Source organism: Wansuia hejianensis, from assembly GCF_014337215.1.
Classification (GTDB): domain Bacteria; phylum Bacillota; class Clostridia; order Lachnospirales; family Lachnospiraceae; genus Scatomonas; species Scatomonas hejianensis.
The window spans coordinates 3,394,257-3,410,004 of record NZ_CP060635.1; the positions used below are offsets into that span (position 1 = coordinate 3,394,257).

The following is a 15,748-nucleotide window of genomic DNA, read 5'->3' on the forward strand; positions in this document are numbered from 1 at the left end:
GTGGTACAGGAGTACGGGACAGATGAAAAAGATGATTAACATTACGGATTGCAGTTTTGATACAGACCGTTACAAGGATGGACAAGATGCTGCTGATTTCGTGCGCAGGTTCTGCTGTGATGGTTTTGAACTGATGCATTGTATTGGCGGGAAGCTGGATTTTTTTCCGTCAGAAGATATTGTAGGAGTTCATCTGAGGTTTTTTAATGAATGGATTGACCTGTGGAAAGGAGACATGGCTGCACTGGAAGCGGAATATGACACGCTGAAGCAGGCAGAGGAGGTATTTGGCAGTCTGGAGCGGGAAGGGATGATAAAACCTCTGACCGAAGATTTGGAGACGGCCAGGAGACTGGGGGCTTCTTATGTTGTATTTCATGTTAGTGATGTGAAAATGACAGAGCTTTTTACATACACTTTCAGTCACACGGATGAAGAGGTAGTGGATTACACTGCGGAACTGGTGAACGACTTGCTGGATGGAAAGGGTTATGAATTTGATTTTTTAATGGAAAATCTCTGGTGGCCAGGGTTGACTCTTACCAGGCCTGAGATTACCAGGCGGCTTCTGGATCAGATCCATTATCCTAAAAAAGGGATCATGCTGGATACGGGACATTTGATGCATACGAATCTGGAGCTTGCGGCACAGGAAGAAGCTGTTGATTATATCCTGGATATGGTGCGTGCGCACAGTGATATGATCCCCTATATGAAAGGAATACATTTGAATCAGAGCCTGACCGGGCAGTATGTTAAAGATTTGCTGAAAAAAAGGGATGAAATGCCTAAGACACACAAAGAGCGGGTAAGCGCCTGTTATGAACATGTATTTCAGATTGACGGGCATTTCCCCTTTACCACGCCAAGAGTCCGTGAAATTATAGAGGCAGTTGCACCGGATTATCTGACTTATGAACTGATTACCAGCGACAGGGAGGAGCATGAGGAAAAGCTGCTGAGACAGTGTGAGGCCCTTGGAGTAATGGTTGATGGAGTGTAAGAGATTGAAAGGGAATAAAATCATGAAAATATTTCAATTACCTGGTGGAGACGAAGTACATCATTATAAAAAATCACTGGTTGTTTGTTTTAAAGGGAAGCGCAAGGTGCTGAGTACCGGACCGAACAATGGAGGATACCGTACAGACCTGCGGGCTGTATTTAATAATGACGGCAATCCGGGTCCGGGTATGGCCTGCACTATGCGGGCGGATACCTACCGGGAACACATGGATATCCTGGCTTTGGAGGATCTGGGTCTGGACCCGGAACACTGTTCGGGGCTGTCTACGGCTGCCAGTATGGACAATGTGTCTGTTCAGACGATGTCATACGAAGATTTTTCTGTGACAGCCATAGTGACCGGAGGTATTAAAAATAATGCCGGGCGGATCGGCGACCCGGCGACCTGGCATGAAAAGTCTGAGGCATCTTATCAAGTAAAACCAGGAACCATAAATATTATTTTGTATATTGATGCGGATCTGTCGGAAGGAGCTCTGGCACGGGCTCTGGTATCCTGTACGGAGGCGAAAACGGCGGCGATTCAGGAGCTTCTGGCGCCCAGCCGCTATTCCAGAGGACTGGCTACCGGATCGGGAACCGATGGCACAATTATTGTATGCAATGCGGAGTCTGACACTTACCTGACCAATGCAGGAAAACATAGTAAGCTGGGTGAGTACATCGGAAAGACTGTAAAAAAAGCAGTAAAAGAAGCACTTTATCTTCAGTCAGGCCTTTGCCCGTCTTACCAGCATAACATACTTAACCGGATGGACCGTTTTGGCATCACAGAGGACAGCCTTTGGGCCGCTTTTCAGGGAAGACAGGCGGAAGGAGTCATCTCCAGAGCAGAGTTTGAAGACCGGCTGGATCATATTAAAACAGATAATACGCTGGTTACATATACCTCTCTGTACGCCCATCTGCTCGATCAGCTGGACTGGGAGCTACTAAGCCCTGAGGAAGCATGGGAAGCGGGTACACAGATGCTGTGCCTGGCAGGCCTTCAGGAAGAGATGACGGAAAAGGAGTCTTTGGTACAGCCCGGGGAGAGAGAGGCATGCATATGCCGAATGGCAGAGCAGTATTTGGAAAGACTGATTAACAGGATCATAAACTATTCGTAAAATAGACCGATATACAGGAACAGGAGGCAGCCCTGAGGGCTACCTCCTGTTTGGAACTTCAGAAGAAATAACTCCAGTTCTCTATGAGTGGGGAACCAATGTATCAGCGGCACAGTCTACGCATGATGCGTTGGTTTAATCTCCAAGACGGTATACAGTGAGAGCCCGGTCCGTAACGGTAAATCCGTCAGTTTCAACAACGACTGTCAGAGTGGATGGTGTCTGTGCCACCTGGAATGGTACATTAGTTGAGAGCGTTCCAACTTCCGTTGAAGATGAGAACGTATAACGAGTTGCAGAGCCAGGGATCGGCGTACCGTTGAGGTAAAGCTGCACAGCTGCCTGTGCTGGTATTGTGGTTCCTGTATTAGCGGTCATTGTTGTGTGGAAGGCTGCCTGATATATGCCAGGCTGGTAGATATTGACGTCAGAAGAGCCTGCCTGGTGCGTAATTGCTGTTCCTGATATAAGCGGGTTCGTGGTGAAAGTCAGGGCTTCTCCGGCTGCAGGTATTTGAGCTGCAGTATCAACAGTACCTAATACGTCGGGAGTGCCTCCGCCTCCGGGTTCACCTCTGGGAATGACAAAGTTGAATATGGCGTCAGTATCAGTTCCAGAATTAAATACTTGAGCTTCAGTGCCAGGGTCTCCGGTGGTTACATTGCCAATATTAATTGTTGCGGCGCGCCCTTCGGGCCCGGTTTCACCAGTAGGCCCGGTGGGACCGGTTTCGCCTGCACCGCCTTCAGCGCCGGTAGGTCCGGTGGGTCCGATTTCTCCGACAGCGCCGTCAGCGCCGGTAGGCCCGGTAGCACCGACAGCGCCCGCAATGCCGGTAGGCCCAATGGGACCAGTAGGTCCGGTAGGGCCAGTAGGCCCAGTAGCACCGTAAATATATGCGCAACGGGGAAAACGCCGTAACCATGCGGCATTGAAACATCTTAAAGACAATTGCACCTATAATTACAAAAAGACCGTAGCAGGGCTGGACAAGTCCTGACACGGGGACAGTCACCAAAATGTACAGAGGCAAATAAAAATCAGGTTTGCAAAAGAGGAAGTCGTTTAAAACAGCGGCTTCCTTTTTTGTTAACAGGGTACGCGCAGATAAGGGCTTGAAGTTCCATGGGTGAAAGTTCCATGTTGTGAGGTATAAGCCGTACCGCAGCAAGCGAGCCTTGAGTGGGTAGTAGAGATACTAACTGCTAAGCGTAGGCCGCAAAACTTGCAAAGCATAATTACAGATAGTCTCGATATCAAAATGTAATCGGGAAGGACGGAGGGCTCCTTTTCGTCGAAAGCAATACGGCTGTAAACGCTAATGCCGAGGATACAGCCGCTCTCCCAAGGCTTTGAGAGTGGTAATACAAGGAAGGACTCCTAGTTAACTAAGTCCTCATACTTTTATATAAGGAAAATGTACATAGAACCATGCAAGCAAAAGGATATATTCATCGGTGTACCATGTGGAGGGAGGTGAGATTTATGAGGAAGACAATCCTACCTTATATCAGCATTGCAGCAGCAGCCGTGCTGATGGCGAGCCTGAGTGCGTATCTCACAGATTCTGATACGGCAGCGAATAACTTCAGGATTGGAACGAACACCATTGAGGCGAAGGAAGAGTTTACAACACCGGCCATCGGGGAGATTACGGCAAAAACACCCAGGGTGGAGAACACAGGGAAAGTAAACTGTTATGTGAGGGCGTTCATTTTCCTATCAGACCATAGGGTAGCGGAATACATTGACTACTACACCAATGGGCTGAAAGGGATCCGGGGAACGGGATGGGCGGAATGGGAAGATGGTTACTATTACTATACGCCGGTTCTTGCGCCGGGGGAAGAGACCACGCCCCTGTTCACCGGCATCCAGCTTCTGGAAGAGCTGCCGGAAGAGTTAACAGATGTCAGCATTGACGTCTACTTTGAATCCGCGCAGGCGGAAGGTGCAAGGGATACCTGGGAAGCATTTGAGCAAATAGCAGGGCAGGAGGGATAACATGGATGCAAATGGCAGGAATACGAAGGAAGAGCTGTTGGAGAGCATTGAGGAGCTGTATGGATTTAAAAAAGAACTTATTTATGATCCGGAGCAGTGTGCGTTGTGGGCTGTGCGCTTTACTGTGAACAGTATCCGGTACTTGGGAAATATCCCTTTCCATGGGGCAAAACCGATGCTGGCCGTAGAAGGGTATACTGCAAAGCACTATGACCATGAAACCCCGGTGGAGGATTGGGACTGGGACAAATGTCTGAGGAATCAGAACATCCGGATTTATCGGATCACGGACCGGATGTCGGGAGACTGGAGCGATCTCGGAGTACGGTGCAACACCCAGGAAGAAGCGAAGCGGCTGATTCAGGAAATGGAGCATCCGGAAGACTATGGGTACGACTTTGTGGATCTATGAATGAAAGAAATAAAGAAACAGGCTGTGTACACATCAGGCCGCTTTTCTGCTGGTTACTGATTGCTGATTACTGATAGATGAGGAGGCGACAAATGAAAAGAGGAACGAAGACAATTATGCTGGCGGCAGCATTAGCCGGAGTCCTGATCGTTGGAGGGGTAAGCGCTTATTTTACAGACGCAGATACGGCGACAAATACCTTTACCGTTGGAAAAATATCCTTGGACCTGCAGGAACCCAGCTGGAATCCGGACCAAGTAAAAGATCTGACGCCCAATCAGGTGGTACAGAAAGATCCCCAAATCAAAAATGATGGAATCAATGACGAGTTTGTATTCCTGGAAGTGACTGTGCCTTATAAGAACGTGGTTACGGTCAATGATGCCGGTGTGAAACAGACAGCAGCAGACACAGAGCTTGTAAAATATACCGTAAACGCAGGCTGGACAGAACTGGGAAGCGGAGAAAAGGACACTGTCGCAGAAACCGTCCTGCACCGGTATGTGTATGGCACTGACCAGGCATGTACAGCCCTTGCAAAAGACCAGGTGACCCCTGCGCTGTTTGACAGCATAACGGTCGCAAATGTTGTGGAGGACCAGACGCTGGAGCAAACCACCCAAAATATCCAGGTAGAAGCGTTTGGAATCCAGGCGAATGACATTGGGGCAGACGACAAAACGGCGCCGTCGGACGTCTGGAAGGTTCTTGTAAACCAGGGGCCGTCGAAGGATAAGACCGGGGAAGATACAAAGACAGATATTGTAGGCGGCTGAAAGACCGAAAACTGAAAAAGAAATAAAAAATAAAGCCATGAAGAAAAGGACCAGAAGCCATCAGCCTTAGCCGGGAGAGCCGGCTGGCAGAAAAACGGTTTGATGTGTACATAGCAGGAAACATCCTGGTCATACGTCAGCTTATGATACGGGGGAAAAGCAAATGGAAAAGAAAAGAGCCGGTAGACAAAAATCAAACCGGAAGGAAAAAACGTGGAGACGAGCTGCAGTCTGCGGGCTGCTTGGCACTGCCGGCCTGATCGGCGGGCTGTACGCCAGGAGCCAGACATCTGTTGTTAACCATCTGGAAACAGGAATTGTAGATATCAGCCTGCAGGAATACCACCTTCAGGAAGGAACGGAAGTCCTGTGGCAGGGAATTCCGACGGTCCTTCCGGGTATGGACATATCTAAGATTCCCAGAATCACCAATGCCGGAAGCGACTGTTATATCCGAGCAAAACTCACCTTTACCGGAACCAGCCAGGAAAAGGAACTGGAAGAAGGGATTTACGGACAAAGTGATCAATGGCTGCACGCAGAAGACGGCTATTATTACTATACGGAAGTCCTTGCTTCTGAAAAGAGTGTGGATCTGTTTGCAGGGATCAAACTGCCGGAGGATTTCCTTCAGGAGGAAGAAGGGCGGGAGTTTGAGTTGCAGATCGGGGTGGATGCGATCCAAAGCGCCAACTTCCAGCCGGATTACAGCCGGGAATCGCCATGGGGGGATGTGGAGGTTCTGGACTGCGGCAAAGAAGGCTTGTATGATCTGACGCTGCTTAAACAGGCAGATGAGGAGGAATTTGCCGTTGTTTATGAAGGGAACACGGAAAGCCTGTTCACTGAGGGAAGGGACTTTTTCCAGAATCTCCCTGCCCTGATGCCGGGGGACAGCTATACAGACTCCATAGTATTAAAAAACACATCGGACAAGCCGGTAAGGCTGTACTTCCATACGGAGCAGCTGGAAGACTCTGGGCTCTTGGACAAGCTCCGGCTGGCCATCTGGGCCCCAGGAGACGGAGGAAAACAGGTGTATGAGGGGGCGCTGCGCGGGGAGGAAATCAGCCGAGAGTTCCTTCTGACGACACTCCCGGCAGGGGGGACGGAGAGCTTTTCATTCCGGCTGGACGTTCCGGTCGGGTTAAATAATACATACAGCATTTCTAAGAGCCTGGTCAAATGGGTATTTGCAGCGGATCCGGAAAGCGCCTATGGAACTGGAGGGGTAAAAACCGGTGATCCGGGGAGCGGGAGTGCTGTTTTGGGAGGCGTTGTCGCCGCCGTACTTGTGATCCTGGCTGGCATGAGGGCTGCCAGGCGCAGAAAGAACAGGTGACGGCGCGGATGGAAGGTGACTGTATCGAGTGTTACAGGAGGCTTGGGAGGAGAAAATATCATGATGCGTAAAATTATTGCAAAAGTGACGGGGATTCTGGCAGCCGCCACATTGGCGTTCAGCGCGGGTCTTTTGATTCTGTTTCTTTTGGGGATCCGTCCCTATGTGGTTCGGTCTGGCTCCATGGAGCCGGACATCCCCGTCGGAAGCCTGTGTTTTGTCAATCAGCGGATCTCTTATATGGAGATAAAGGTGGGGGATTTGGCAGCGTACCGGTCCGCACTTGGAGAGCGGGTGCTGCACCGCGTGATTGCAGTCACAGATGAAGGTCTGGTAACCAAAGGGGATGCGAATGGGCGCAGCGACGGTATCACGGTACGGAAAGAAAACTATATCGGAAAAGAAGCCTTTAACATCCCGAAGCTCGGATACCTGTTCGGGGGTTTGGAAACCGGGCGGGGAAAAATCTTAGGGCTTACAGCCATTGCCTGTCTGGTGATCCTCAGTCTCTTTTTTGGAAATGAAAGGAAGGAGCTAACGGGCGGAGAAACAACAATAAGCAACAGAGAGGAGGTAAAAGAGATATGAAAAGTAGGGCAGGAATCCTTGCGGCAGTGTTGGCCGTAAGCTTGTCTGTGGTCTGCGTCTACCCGGCCTACGCGGAAGAGCCCCAGGAGGCCTCAGAGACAAAGGAAGAAGTGTGTGAAGAAACAGAACTGATAAAAGAAACAGGAGCAGGGCCGGAAGAAGGGAGCTTTTGGATCTATGCAGGAAAAGAAGCCGGCAGAACCCTATGGGTAAACGGGGCAACAGGGACAGCCGCAGAAGGCTTGGAGAGCTTTCGCTTTCCAGAGGGAGAAGAGTGGAAGGCCCAGTGGGAGGCCTGGCATACAGCTGGTTTTGAGAGCTGGGAGAGTCAGGAAGGAGAGACGGTTATTATGGAGGTGCAGCCTGAAGACGACTACGAATGGGAGAAGTTGCAGGTATTAGATAAATATGGAAATTTTCTGGAACTGACAGAAACGGAAAACGGATGCAAGTTCCGGATGCCGGCGTCTGACGTGCTGGTGAGTTTAAAGATGCAGGGACGACCAAAAGAAGATCCGTGGGGGACTGGAGAAAAAACGGAAATACCTGGAATTCCCCAGGCGTTGGGGAGAGAAGCGGAGGAGCAAACCGAAGAGCTGCAGGATAAGGAGTTGGAAAAATATAACCTGGCAGCTGCGGCACAGCCGCGTTATAGCGGTTCCTATTACACAGCGGACGCTTATGAGCAGTTTGCATTAGGACAAAGTGTTCAACTGTGGGGACTGACAACTGCCGGCGGCTATGGAGATCGCCAGTATATATTTGCGTTGAAAAATGGAGATAATTCGCTGGTGGATTCCTGGGAAGAAGGCGTAATGGGTACACCGGACGGAATACCGTTTTTTTGTATCGAGGCGGATATTGACTATAATAACTCAGTCTTAGCCACTGTTTATGAGGGACGAAATTATTTGAGTCAAGATGAGATTATAGAATGTGCTCTAGCCTGCAAATATATGGAAGATCATATCAGCGTGCTGAATGGTAATAAAACAGATTTATTTTTTCTGCAGCAGTGTGCAGTTTGGACCATACGGGAAAATCATGGATATCGTGCATATAGTGTTCAGACAAACTATGTAGCGCCCTATACGGTATCGCATAATGGGGATATCAATTTCGCCTATGCATTTGTTCAGAATTCTATCGCTTGGGCTATTGCAAATAAAGGAAATTATACGGGCTACTGCAAGGTACTTGATAATCATACCGGACAAAAATGTGGTGTATTTAAAGCAGTCGAGAATCCAAAGGGTACTTTGGCAATCCAAAAGTCTTCCGCGTTGCCTCAAATCTCTGACAATAATGCTTGCTACAGTTTGGAGGGAGCTGAGTATACCGTTTATCAAATGGGGACAGATACAGTGGTCGGAACGATTACGACAGATGCGGGCGGATATGGCACCCTGGGAAATCTGCCGGCAGGAAGCTATGACATCGTGGAGATGAAGGCGCCGAAGGGCTACCTGTTGGACAGCACAAGACATACGATAACCATCAATGCCGGTCAAACCACAACCTATCAGGCAAAGGATGAACCTGGGAACGACCCTGTGCTTACGCTTTTAGTAAAAAGAGATGTTGAAACAGGCAAACCCATGGGAAATGCTAGGCTAAAGGGAGCGGAATACACTGTCAAATATTATGACGTAAATTTGAGTACGGATCCAGCGGAAATAGGAATAACAGAAAAATATACTTGGATCTTAGAGACGGATGAGAAGGGACGAGCATATTTGGACAATGCACATAAGATATCGGGTGATGAATTTGTTATAGGATTACATGGAAATCCGGTTTTACCTTTAGGAACGATCACTATCCAAGAAAGCAAAGCACCAGAGGGTTATTTACTGAATACTACTTTATATGTAGCGAACACGATACAGCAGAATGGCTCAGTATCAACAACCAATCTTCCGAATGAAGAAACCTATGCCGCGACAGAGCAGGTAAAGCGTGGTGATCTGGAGTTTACAAAATTGGATACAGAAACCGGCAGGTTTATGGCCGGCATTCCTTTTCGGGTTATCTCCCAAACAACGGGAGAAAACCATATTTTGGTGGCGGATGCAGATGGTCATGCGTCTACATCCGCCGTACCCCACAGTGCAGAAACAAATGAAAATGATGCTGTTATCGGTGAGGCAGACTATTCTTCTTCATTTGGTATTTGGTTTGGTGGAAGTGAACCGGATGATACCAAAGGGGCTTTGCCGTATGATACGTATACCGTCAGGGAACTTCCCTGTGAGGCAAACTATGGAAAAGACCTGGCAGAGTTTACCGTAACCATTTCTGAGAATGGGAAAACAGTAGATGTTGGAACCGTAGAAAATCAGACGATTCTGACGAATACAAAGGCCAGAGACGCGGAAACGGGGACGCAGGTTATCACGTCGGTGAACTATGCTTCCATCGTGGATACGTTCTACTACGAAAACCTGACGCCTGGGAGGAAATACACGGTAAAAGGAGCCGTCAGGAATCCGGAAACCGGGGAAGTGATTGTGCAGAATGGCGCTCCCCTCATCGCAGAAAAAGCATTTACATCAGCTGCAGTAAATGGCGAGGTAAAGCTTACGTTTCTTCTGCATGCTGCAGAACTGGAGGGGAAACAGGTGGTGGTGACCGAAGAGCTGTATGACGGGGACTCCCTGCGGACCACGCATGAAGACCTGGATGACCCGGACCAGACGGTCACTGTTTTAACTGGAGATTTGACCGTCACAAAGACCATTGCTGCGGATGAGATTGTCTGGGCCCATGGGAATCCTATATTTCTCGTAAAAGTTTCTGGTCTCAGCCAGACGGGGAAGCGCCGGCAGTTCTATCATACCTATGAGTTTACGCAGGACTATGTAGAGGCGAACACCGCGTCAGACGGCACGGTATCCCTGGCGTATACATTCCGGGACATTCCAATCTCCGGAAGCTATCAAGTGGAGGAGGTGCCTGTCAGCCGATATTCCCTGATGGGTTTTAAAGGGAATGGGGGTAACGTTACTGTCTATGGTTCTTATGCACTGGCAGACCTCGTGAGCCAGCCGTCCGGCACAGAAGTAACAATTACTAACCAAAAGACCAATGACGCATGGGAGTCCCATACGGCCTTGCTCCACAACGTCATTCAGTAACGGAGGAAGGTCCAACATACAACAGCGAAAAGAAGGGAGAAGAAAGTATATGAACCGAGTCATGTTAATCGGAAGGCTGACAAGGAATCCGGAGCTCCATTATTCTGCCGGCGAGGATTCCATAGCGGTGGCCAGGTACAGCCTGGCAGTCCAGAGGCGCTATCGCCGGGAAGGGGAACCGGAGGCGGATTTTATTTCCTGTATTACCTTCCAGAAAAGTGCAGAGTTTGCAGAGAAATACTTCCGGAAAGGGTTCCGGGTAGCCATAGCCGGCAGGCTCCAAACCAGGAGCTATACCAACAAGGAGGGAAACAAGGTATCCGTGACGGAAGTAATCGTAGAGGAGCAGGAGTTTGCAGACGGCAAAAGCAGCAGCGCCCCTGCAGCTGCTGCGCCTAGAACAGTAACTGCGGATGGGTTCATGAACATTCCGGATGGAATGGAGGAAGAGACGCCGTTTTCATGACAGGAGGAAAGTGAGAATGATAAGAAACAAAAGGATTATGCGTCTGGCAGCTGCTATCCTATGCCTGGCAGTTATTGGATCGGGCATGCCGGTGTATGCGGCAGCAGAAGCAGCGCCGGAGGAGACGGATCCGTTACCGGAAACCTACCTGCTGCAGCTGGAACAAACAGAACATGGGGAACTTCTGGCGGATGGGACGAAAGAGGAAACAAGAGGAGTGGTAGCCGGGGAGACAGTCATCCTGCAGGCGTTCCCGGAAGATGGGTATGAGCTGCAGGCGTGGGAAACAGATGGAACCGAATGGGAGGGAAAGGAACTGGAGGTATCCTTTACCATGCCCGCGCAAGATGTGGGCATCCGGGCTTTGTTTGTGGAACAAAAGGTGGAAGAAAGCCTGAAGGGACAAGAAACAGAGGGAGAACCGGGAAAACAGGCAAAAGAACAGCCGAAAAAAGCAGAGGCCCTGGAAGCGCCAGAGGAGACGGCAGAAGGCAGGGCACAGGCGGAAAAGGATGAGGATGCGCCGGAAGCCGTACCAGAAAAAAAGCCGCAGCTTTTTGCGGCTGGCCTGCGGGGCTCCATCTACATACAAAACAGCGGGATCATCCAGTACCCGGCAGATTTTGGAAACGCTTATGAATGGGATTACTGGGTAGACGGGAACCGGGCTTATTGTGTGAATCCCCAGATGGCAGGCCCGGAGAGCGGCTACTACAGCTCCTCGGCTGCATCGGAAATCAGTAACCAGGCGCTGGCAAAGGTGCTGTATTACGGATATGGCGGAGACGGGGATATCACAGCCAATGTAATAGGCGGGGATGCTTCCAGGCGCCATGTGGTCACCCATACCGCATCTGCGATTGCCTATGGGGATCCCAATCCTTACTACAATTGCACACAAGCCGGGATTGATGCAGCCAACCAGTTTTATGCGGCGGCCCTGGCGCAGCCGGATCTGCCGGCGGGGAGCTTCCGGCTGATCCGGATACATGCGGCGGAGGGGATGCAGGATATCGCTTATCTGATCATAGATATCCAATACGGGAATCTGGCAGTCCAAAAGTTTTCTGCGAACCCATCAATCAGCGACAATAACGCCTGCTACAGCCTAGAGGGAGCCGTATTTACGGTCTATCAGGCAGGCACCGACCAGGTGGTGGGGACGATCACTACCGATGCGGACGGATATGGGCATCTGGAACATCTGCAGACAGGAAGCTATGACATCCAGGAGACAACAGCCCCCAAAGGATTTTTAGTGGATAGTTCTCGGCATACAGTGAGCATTAGCGGGAATACCACATTTACTTATTACTTTACTGATGAGCCGGGAAATGACCCGATTAATATATTTCTATTTAAGAGAGATATAGAAACAGAAAAACCCCAGGGCAGTGCGAAGTTGGAAGGGGCAGAGTATACCGTAAAGTATTACGACACGGAAATGGCCACAGATCCAGCAGAAGCAGGATTGATGGAAAAATATACATGGGTATTGAAAACGGATGAGAATGGACGAGCATATTTGGATAATGCACACAAGATATCGGGCGATGAATTTGTTATAGGATTACATGGAAATCCGGTTTTACCTTTAGGAACAATCACTATTCAAGAGCGTAAAGCGCCAGAAGGTTATTTACTGAATAATACTGTATATGTAGCGAACACGATACTGCAGAATGGTTCAGTATCAACAACCAATCTTCCGAATGATGAAAACTATGCTGCGACAGAGCAGGTAAAGCGTGGGGATCTGGAGTTTATAAAATTGGACGCAGATGACGACAGCCCTATGGTGGGAATTCCTTTTCGGATCACTTCAGAGACTACCGGTGAAAGCCATATAATAGTGACGGATGAGAATGGACATGTTTCAACGAAACTGGCAAAGCATAGTTATCAAACCAATAGCAATGATGGAGTAACCGATGAATCGGACTATTCCTCCTCCTTCGGCGTGTGGTTTGGAGAGAGCGATCCGGATGATAACAAAGGAGCCCTGCTTTATGATACCTACACCCTGGAGGAGTTATCCTGCAGCGCCAATTATGGAAAAGATCTGTTGGTTTTGAGCGGGATCCCAGTGATGGAAGCTGGGGTGAGCATAGATCTGGGAGAGCTTTCTAACCAGACCATTCGCATGAAATCGGAAGCAGTGGATACGAAAACTGGGACCCATACGATTGCTGCAGAGCGTGACGCACGGATTGCAGATACCTACATTCTCCAGGGCTTAACAGCCGGACGCACTTACCGCCTGGCAGTGTCGGCAAGAGATGCAAAAACCGGGGCACTGATTGAAAGAAATGGAGTGCCGGTTACTGCTGAGGTAATGGTAGTGCCAGAGGGAAGCAGTGCATCGGCAACGGCAGAGCTGACTCTGGATACCTCCTCCATGGAGGGAACAGCGATTGTCTGCACGGCAGAGCTGTATTGGCTGGATCAAAAAATCGCGTCTCACGAAGACCTATTAGATCAGGCGCAGACCGTTTACGTGCCCACGATGGGGACGACAGCCAGGGACGGGCAGACCGGTTCCCATACGGGCTCTGTACGGGAAAAAATTACCCTCATAGATACCGTTGTCTATACAGGATTGACGCCTGGAAAGGAATATCGAGTTTTCGGAACGCTGATGGTCCGAGAAACCGGGGAGGAGCTGCTGGCAGACGGCAAACCGGTGACGGCGGAAACTGTCTTTACGCCGAAAGAAAGAGATGGAAGTGTGGAATTGGTATTTTCCTTTGACAGCTGCGCCCTGGCCGGGCAGACACTGGTGGCCTTTGAAGCGATCACCTGCCAAGGGATCCATGTAGTCTCCCATAAAGAAATCGATGAGGAAGGTCAGTCCGTCCACTACCCCAGGATCGGGACGTCTGCGAGGGGTGCAGCAACAGGAGATTCCCAGGCGGCTGTATCAGAAGTTGCCATCTTAACCGACCGGGTTGAGTACGAAAATCTGATTTCTGGCGAAACGTATCTGCTGAAAGGCAGGCTGATGGACCGGGAAACCGGGGATCCCCTGCTGGTAAATGGGATAGAAGTAACTGCGGAACAGAGCTTCACGCCAGAAAAAGCAGATGGGGAAATTGAACTTACGTTTGTGTTTGATGCCACGGCCTGTCGTGGGAAAACGCTGGTGGTGTTTGAAGAAGTGTACCGGGAGGAAGTTCTCTTGGAGGCGGAGGCGGATCTGGAAAACGAAACCCAGACCATCTATATACCAGAGATTCGGACAACTGCGAAGGATCAGACGAGTAAGACACACACTGGAACCATTGGGACCAAGACGGTGATTGTGGATACCGTCTCATATTCCAACCTGCTACCAGGGAAAAAATACAGAGTTTCCGGGAAACTGATGTTGCAGTCCACCGGGGAGACGTTACGGATGGATGGAAAAGAAGTGACGGCGGAAACCACCTTTACGGCAGAAGAATCCTCCGGGACTGTGGAACTGTCTTTTTCAGTGGATTCCAGCAGCCTTTGGGGTGAAACGCTGGTGGTATTCGAGGACCTGTACCGGGAGGGGCTCCTCCTAGTCTCCCACGCAGACTTAGAGGATGAAGAACAGTCGGTTCGGTATCCGAAGTTGGGATGGATTGTGACCGGCGGAGGGAGTGGAAGCTATCGGGCCGGCCGCGTGGTGACCGGGGATGTGGCTGGGATGCTCCGGACGGTCGAGGGACTGGGCCTTGCAGCCGCGATTCTCGTCTGCCTGGTTATAGGGCGGAGCAGGCAAAGAAGGGCTTGCGTGGTAAAGGAGGAATCCTATGAAACGAAGGAATAGAAGGGCAGCGTTGCTTTTGGTGTTTTGCCTGTGTCTGGCCCTGGCCTTGCCCGTGTCTGCGGATAGCGGGGAACTGTTCCGGACAGAGCGCTACACGGTACAGTCAAAAGAGGGTGCTTATCAAAAGGAAGGACTGTTTCAGGAACGTATAACGGAAAGTGGGAGGACCTGGCAGTTGACAGACGTTACTTATGAAGTGGAAGAAACTCGGCCGGTGACAGAAGAGGAAACGGTGGCGCAGACCGTGACCAGCGATCCGGTCCCGTCCTCGGAGGATCTGCGCCCGCCGGAGCACTTGACCAAAGAGGGGATCCTCTGGGAGCTTTCAGACGTCAGCTATGCGGATACAATTCTTCAAGAAGCACATACGCAGGAAGTGGAAGCACAGGAAGCGTATGGGCCGGGGATCGATCCGGAGATGATTCTACGGACAAAGGAAGTCACAGTAACGGATGAGGTGACGGGCGAAGAAGTAACAATCTCTTGTGAGCTGTACCGTGTGGAGGAATCCGGCTGGCAGACCGTATACGAAACGCTGCCGCTCATCTTTTACGAGTATGACGCGGGAGGTTATCTGTTCACGGGGCAGGTTATTGCTCCCAATGACCAGGCACCGGCGCTTGCCGGGTATGAGACAGCGCTTTTAGAGGAAGCCGGTTATGACCCGGCTGTCTGGACAGTTACAGGCTATGCCTGGGCCGGGGAGCCTTATTACCTGGACGGACAGTTGGTCCGTGAGGGATCCGCGTCCGTGGAAAGCCTGCAACCGGTCTATATGGCGTATTATTCCGGGAGCATCCAGACAGAGGAAAAAAGAGGTGTTTATTATAACGCAGTCTATACAAGGATGAAGAAGCGGGAGATACCGGGGCAGAAGGAGTATGCTGTACTGGCGACAGCACGCTATGTCCGTGAGAGAGAGAACATTTGGAAGCCTCTTGCCATTGGCATTGGTATTGTGACCCTGGCCGTACTTGCTGTCCTGATCTTGTACGTCTTGGCAAAGAAAAGTCTGCAAATAAAAAGTCAAGCAGAAATTTGAGAACTTTGAAAAATTTATACAGGTTGAATTAAAAGTACAAAAACCAGACCACC

The 15,748-nt window shown here is 50.1% G+C and carries 12 protein-coding genes; 11 read left to right on the top strand and 1 reads right to left on the bottom strand.

Features of this window, described 5'->3' with window-relative positions; translation table 11 throughout:
• The first annotated feature begins 22 nt into the window (after positions 1–22).
• Together H9Q79_RS15535 and H9Q79_RS15540 are read left to right on the top strand one after the other, a co-directional pair.
• Positions 23–1,003 (top strand): TIM barrel protein, encoded by a 981-nt coding sequence (locus tag H9Q79_RS15535; RefSeq protein WP_249328695.1) that lies wholly within the window; start codon positions 23–25, stop codon positions 1,001–1,003.
• On the top strand, positions 993–2,135 hold the full coding sequence (locus H9Q79_RS15540) for an adenosylcobinamide amidohydrolase (RefSeq protein ID WP_249328696.1): 1,143 nt from the start codon (positions 993–995) through the stop codon (positions 2,133–2,135). Before H9Q79_RS15535 ends, H9Q79_RS15540 begins: the two co-directional genes overlap by 11 nt.
• A 135-nt stretch (positions 2,136–2,270) precedes the next feature.
• On the opposite strand, the gene H9Q79_RS15545 is transcribed toward H9Q79_RS15540, so the two are convergent.
• On the bottom strand, positions 2,271–3,086 hold the full coding sequence (locus tag H9Q79_RS15545) for a collagen-like domain-containing protein (protein WP_283245086.1): 816 nt from the start codon (positions 3,084–3,086) through the stop codon (positions 2,271–2,273).
• Between the two features lie 534 nt (positions 3,087–3,620).
• Between H9Q79_RS15545 and H9Q79_RS15550 the strand changes: the two genes are divergently transcribed.
• The 9 genes from H9Q79_RS15550 to H9Q79_RS15590 all read left to right on the top strand — a co-directional run bounded on the left by H9Q79_RS15550 (position 3,621) and on the right by H9Q79_RS15590 (position 15,695).
• Positions 3,621–4,139 carry a hypothetical protein gene (locus H9Q79_RS15550; protein ID WP_118648275.1) on the top strand — a complete coding sequence of 173 codons (519 nt, stop codon included), beginning with the start codon at positions 3,621–3,623 and terminating at the stop codon, positions 4,137–4,139.
• Position 4,140: 1 nt separating this feature from the next.
• Positions 4,141–4,551: a hypothetical protein gene (locus H9Q79_RS15555; RefSeq protein ID WP_118648277.1), complete on the top strand. Its 411-nt coding sequence runs from the start codon at positions 4,141–4,143 to the stop codon at positions 4,549–4,551.
• A 92-nt stretch (positions 4,552–4,643) separates the two neighbouring features.
• Positions 4,644–5,327: a TasA family protein gene (locus H9Q79_RS15560; protein ID WP_249328697.1), complete on the top strand. Its 684-nt coding sequence runs from the start codon at positions 4,644–4,646 to the stop codon at positions 5,325–5,327.
• A 163-nt stretch (positions 5,328–5,490) separates the two neighbouring features.
• Positions 5,491–6,669, top strand: coding sequence for a hypothetical protein (locus H9Q79_RS15565; protein ID WP_118648281.1), 1,179 nt, complete (start codon positions 5,491–5,493; stop codon positions 6,667–6,669).
• A gap of 60 nt (positions 6,670–6,729) precedes the next feature.
• On the top strand, positions 6,730–7,257 hold the full coding sequence (locus H9Q79_RS15570) for a signal peptidase I (protein ID WP_118648283.1): 528 nt from the start codon (positions 6,730–6,732) through the stop codon (positions 7,255–7,257).
• Positions 7,254–10,394, top strand: coding sequence for an MSCRAMM family protein (locus H9Q79_RS15575; protein ID WP_118648285.1), 3,141 nt, complete (start codon positions 7,254–7,256; stop codon positions 10,392–10,394). The genes H9Q79_RS15570 and H9Q79_RS15575 overlap by 4 nt, the downstream gene beginning before the upstream one ends.
• Positions 10,395–10,443: 49 nt before the next feature.
• Entirely contained in the window at positions 10,444–10,860 is a 417-nt protein-coding gene (locus H9Q79_RS15580; protein WP_118648287.1) for a single-stranded DNA-binding protein, read from the top strand.
• A 16-nt stretch (positions 10,861–10,876) separates the two neighbouring features.
• A complete protein-coding gene (locus tag H9Q79_RS15585) occupies positions 10,877–14,653 on the top strand; it encodes a VaFE repeat-containing surface-anchored protein (protein ID WP_249328698.1) in 3,777 nt (1,258 codons plus the stop codon).
• On the top strand, positions 14,637–15,695 hold the full coding sequence (locus tag H9Q79_RS15590) for a hypothetical protein (protein WP_118648293.1): 1,059 nt from the start codon (positions 14,637–14,639) through the stop codon (positions 15,693–15,695). The genes H9Q79_RS15585 and H9Q79_RS15590 overlap by 17 nt, the downstream gene beginning before the upstream one ends.
• Positions 15,696–15,748: the final 53 nt, after the last annotated feature.

Excerpts from the sequence above, each read along its gene's own strand:
- H9Q79_RS15535 (WP_249328695.1), top strand. The coding sequence starts at position 23 with ATGAAAAAGATGATTAACATTACGGATTGCAGTTTTGATACAGACCGT.
- H9Q79_RS15540 (WP_249328696.1), top strand. The coding sequence starts at position 993 with ATGGAGTGTAAGAGATTGAAAGGGAATAAAATCATGAAAATATTTCAA.
- H9Q79_RS15550 (WP_118648275.1), top strand. The coding sequence starts at position 3,621 with ATGAGGAAGACAATCCTACCTTATATCAGCATTGCAGCAGCAGCCGTG.
- H9Q79_RS15555 (WP_118648277.1), top strand. The coding sequence starts at position 4,141 with ATGGATGCAAATGGCAGGAATACGAAGGAAGAGCTGTTGGAGAGCATT.
- H9Q79_RS15560 (WP_249328697.1), top strand. The coding sequence starts at position 4,644 with ATGAAAAGAGGAACGAAGACAATTATGCTGGCGGCAGCATTAGCCGGA.
- H9Q79_RS15565 (WP_118648281.1), top strand. The coding sequence starts at position 5,491 with ATGGAAAAGAAAAGAGCCGGTAGACAAAAATCAAACCGGAAGGAAAAA.
- H9Q79_RS15570 (WP_118648283.1), top strand. The coding sequence starts at position 6,730 with ATGATGCGTAAAATTATTGCAAAAGTGACGGGGATTCTGGCAGCCGCC.
- H9Q79_RS15575 (WP_118648285.1), top strand. The coding sequence starts at position 7,254 with ATGAAAAGTAGGGCAGGAATCCTTGCGGCAGTGTTGGCCGTAAGCTTG.
- H9Q79_RS15580 (WP_118648287.1), top strand. The coding sequence starts at position 10,444 with ATGAACCGAGTCATGTTAATCGGAAGGCTGACAAGGAATCCGGAGCTC.
- H9Q79_RS15585 (WP_249328698.1), top strand. The coding sequence starts at position 10,877 with ATGATAAGAAACAAAAGGATTATGCGTCTGGCAGCTGCTATCCTATGC.
- H9Q79_RS15590 (WP_118648293.1), top strand. The coding sequence starts at position 14,637 with ATGAAACGAAGGAATAGAAGGGCAGCGTTGCTTTTGGTGTTTTGCCTG.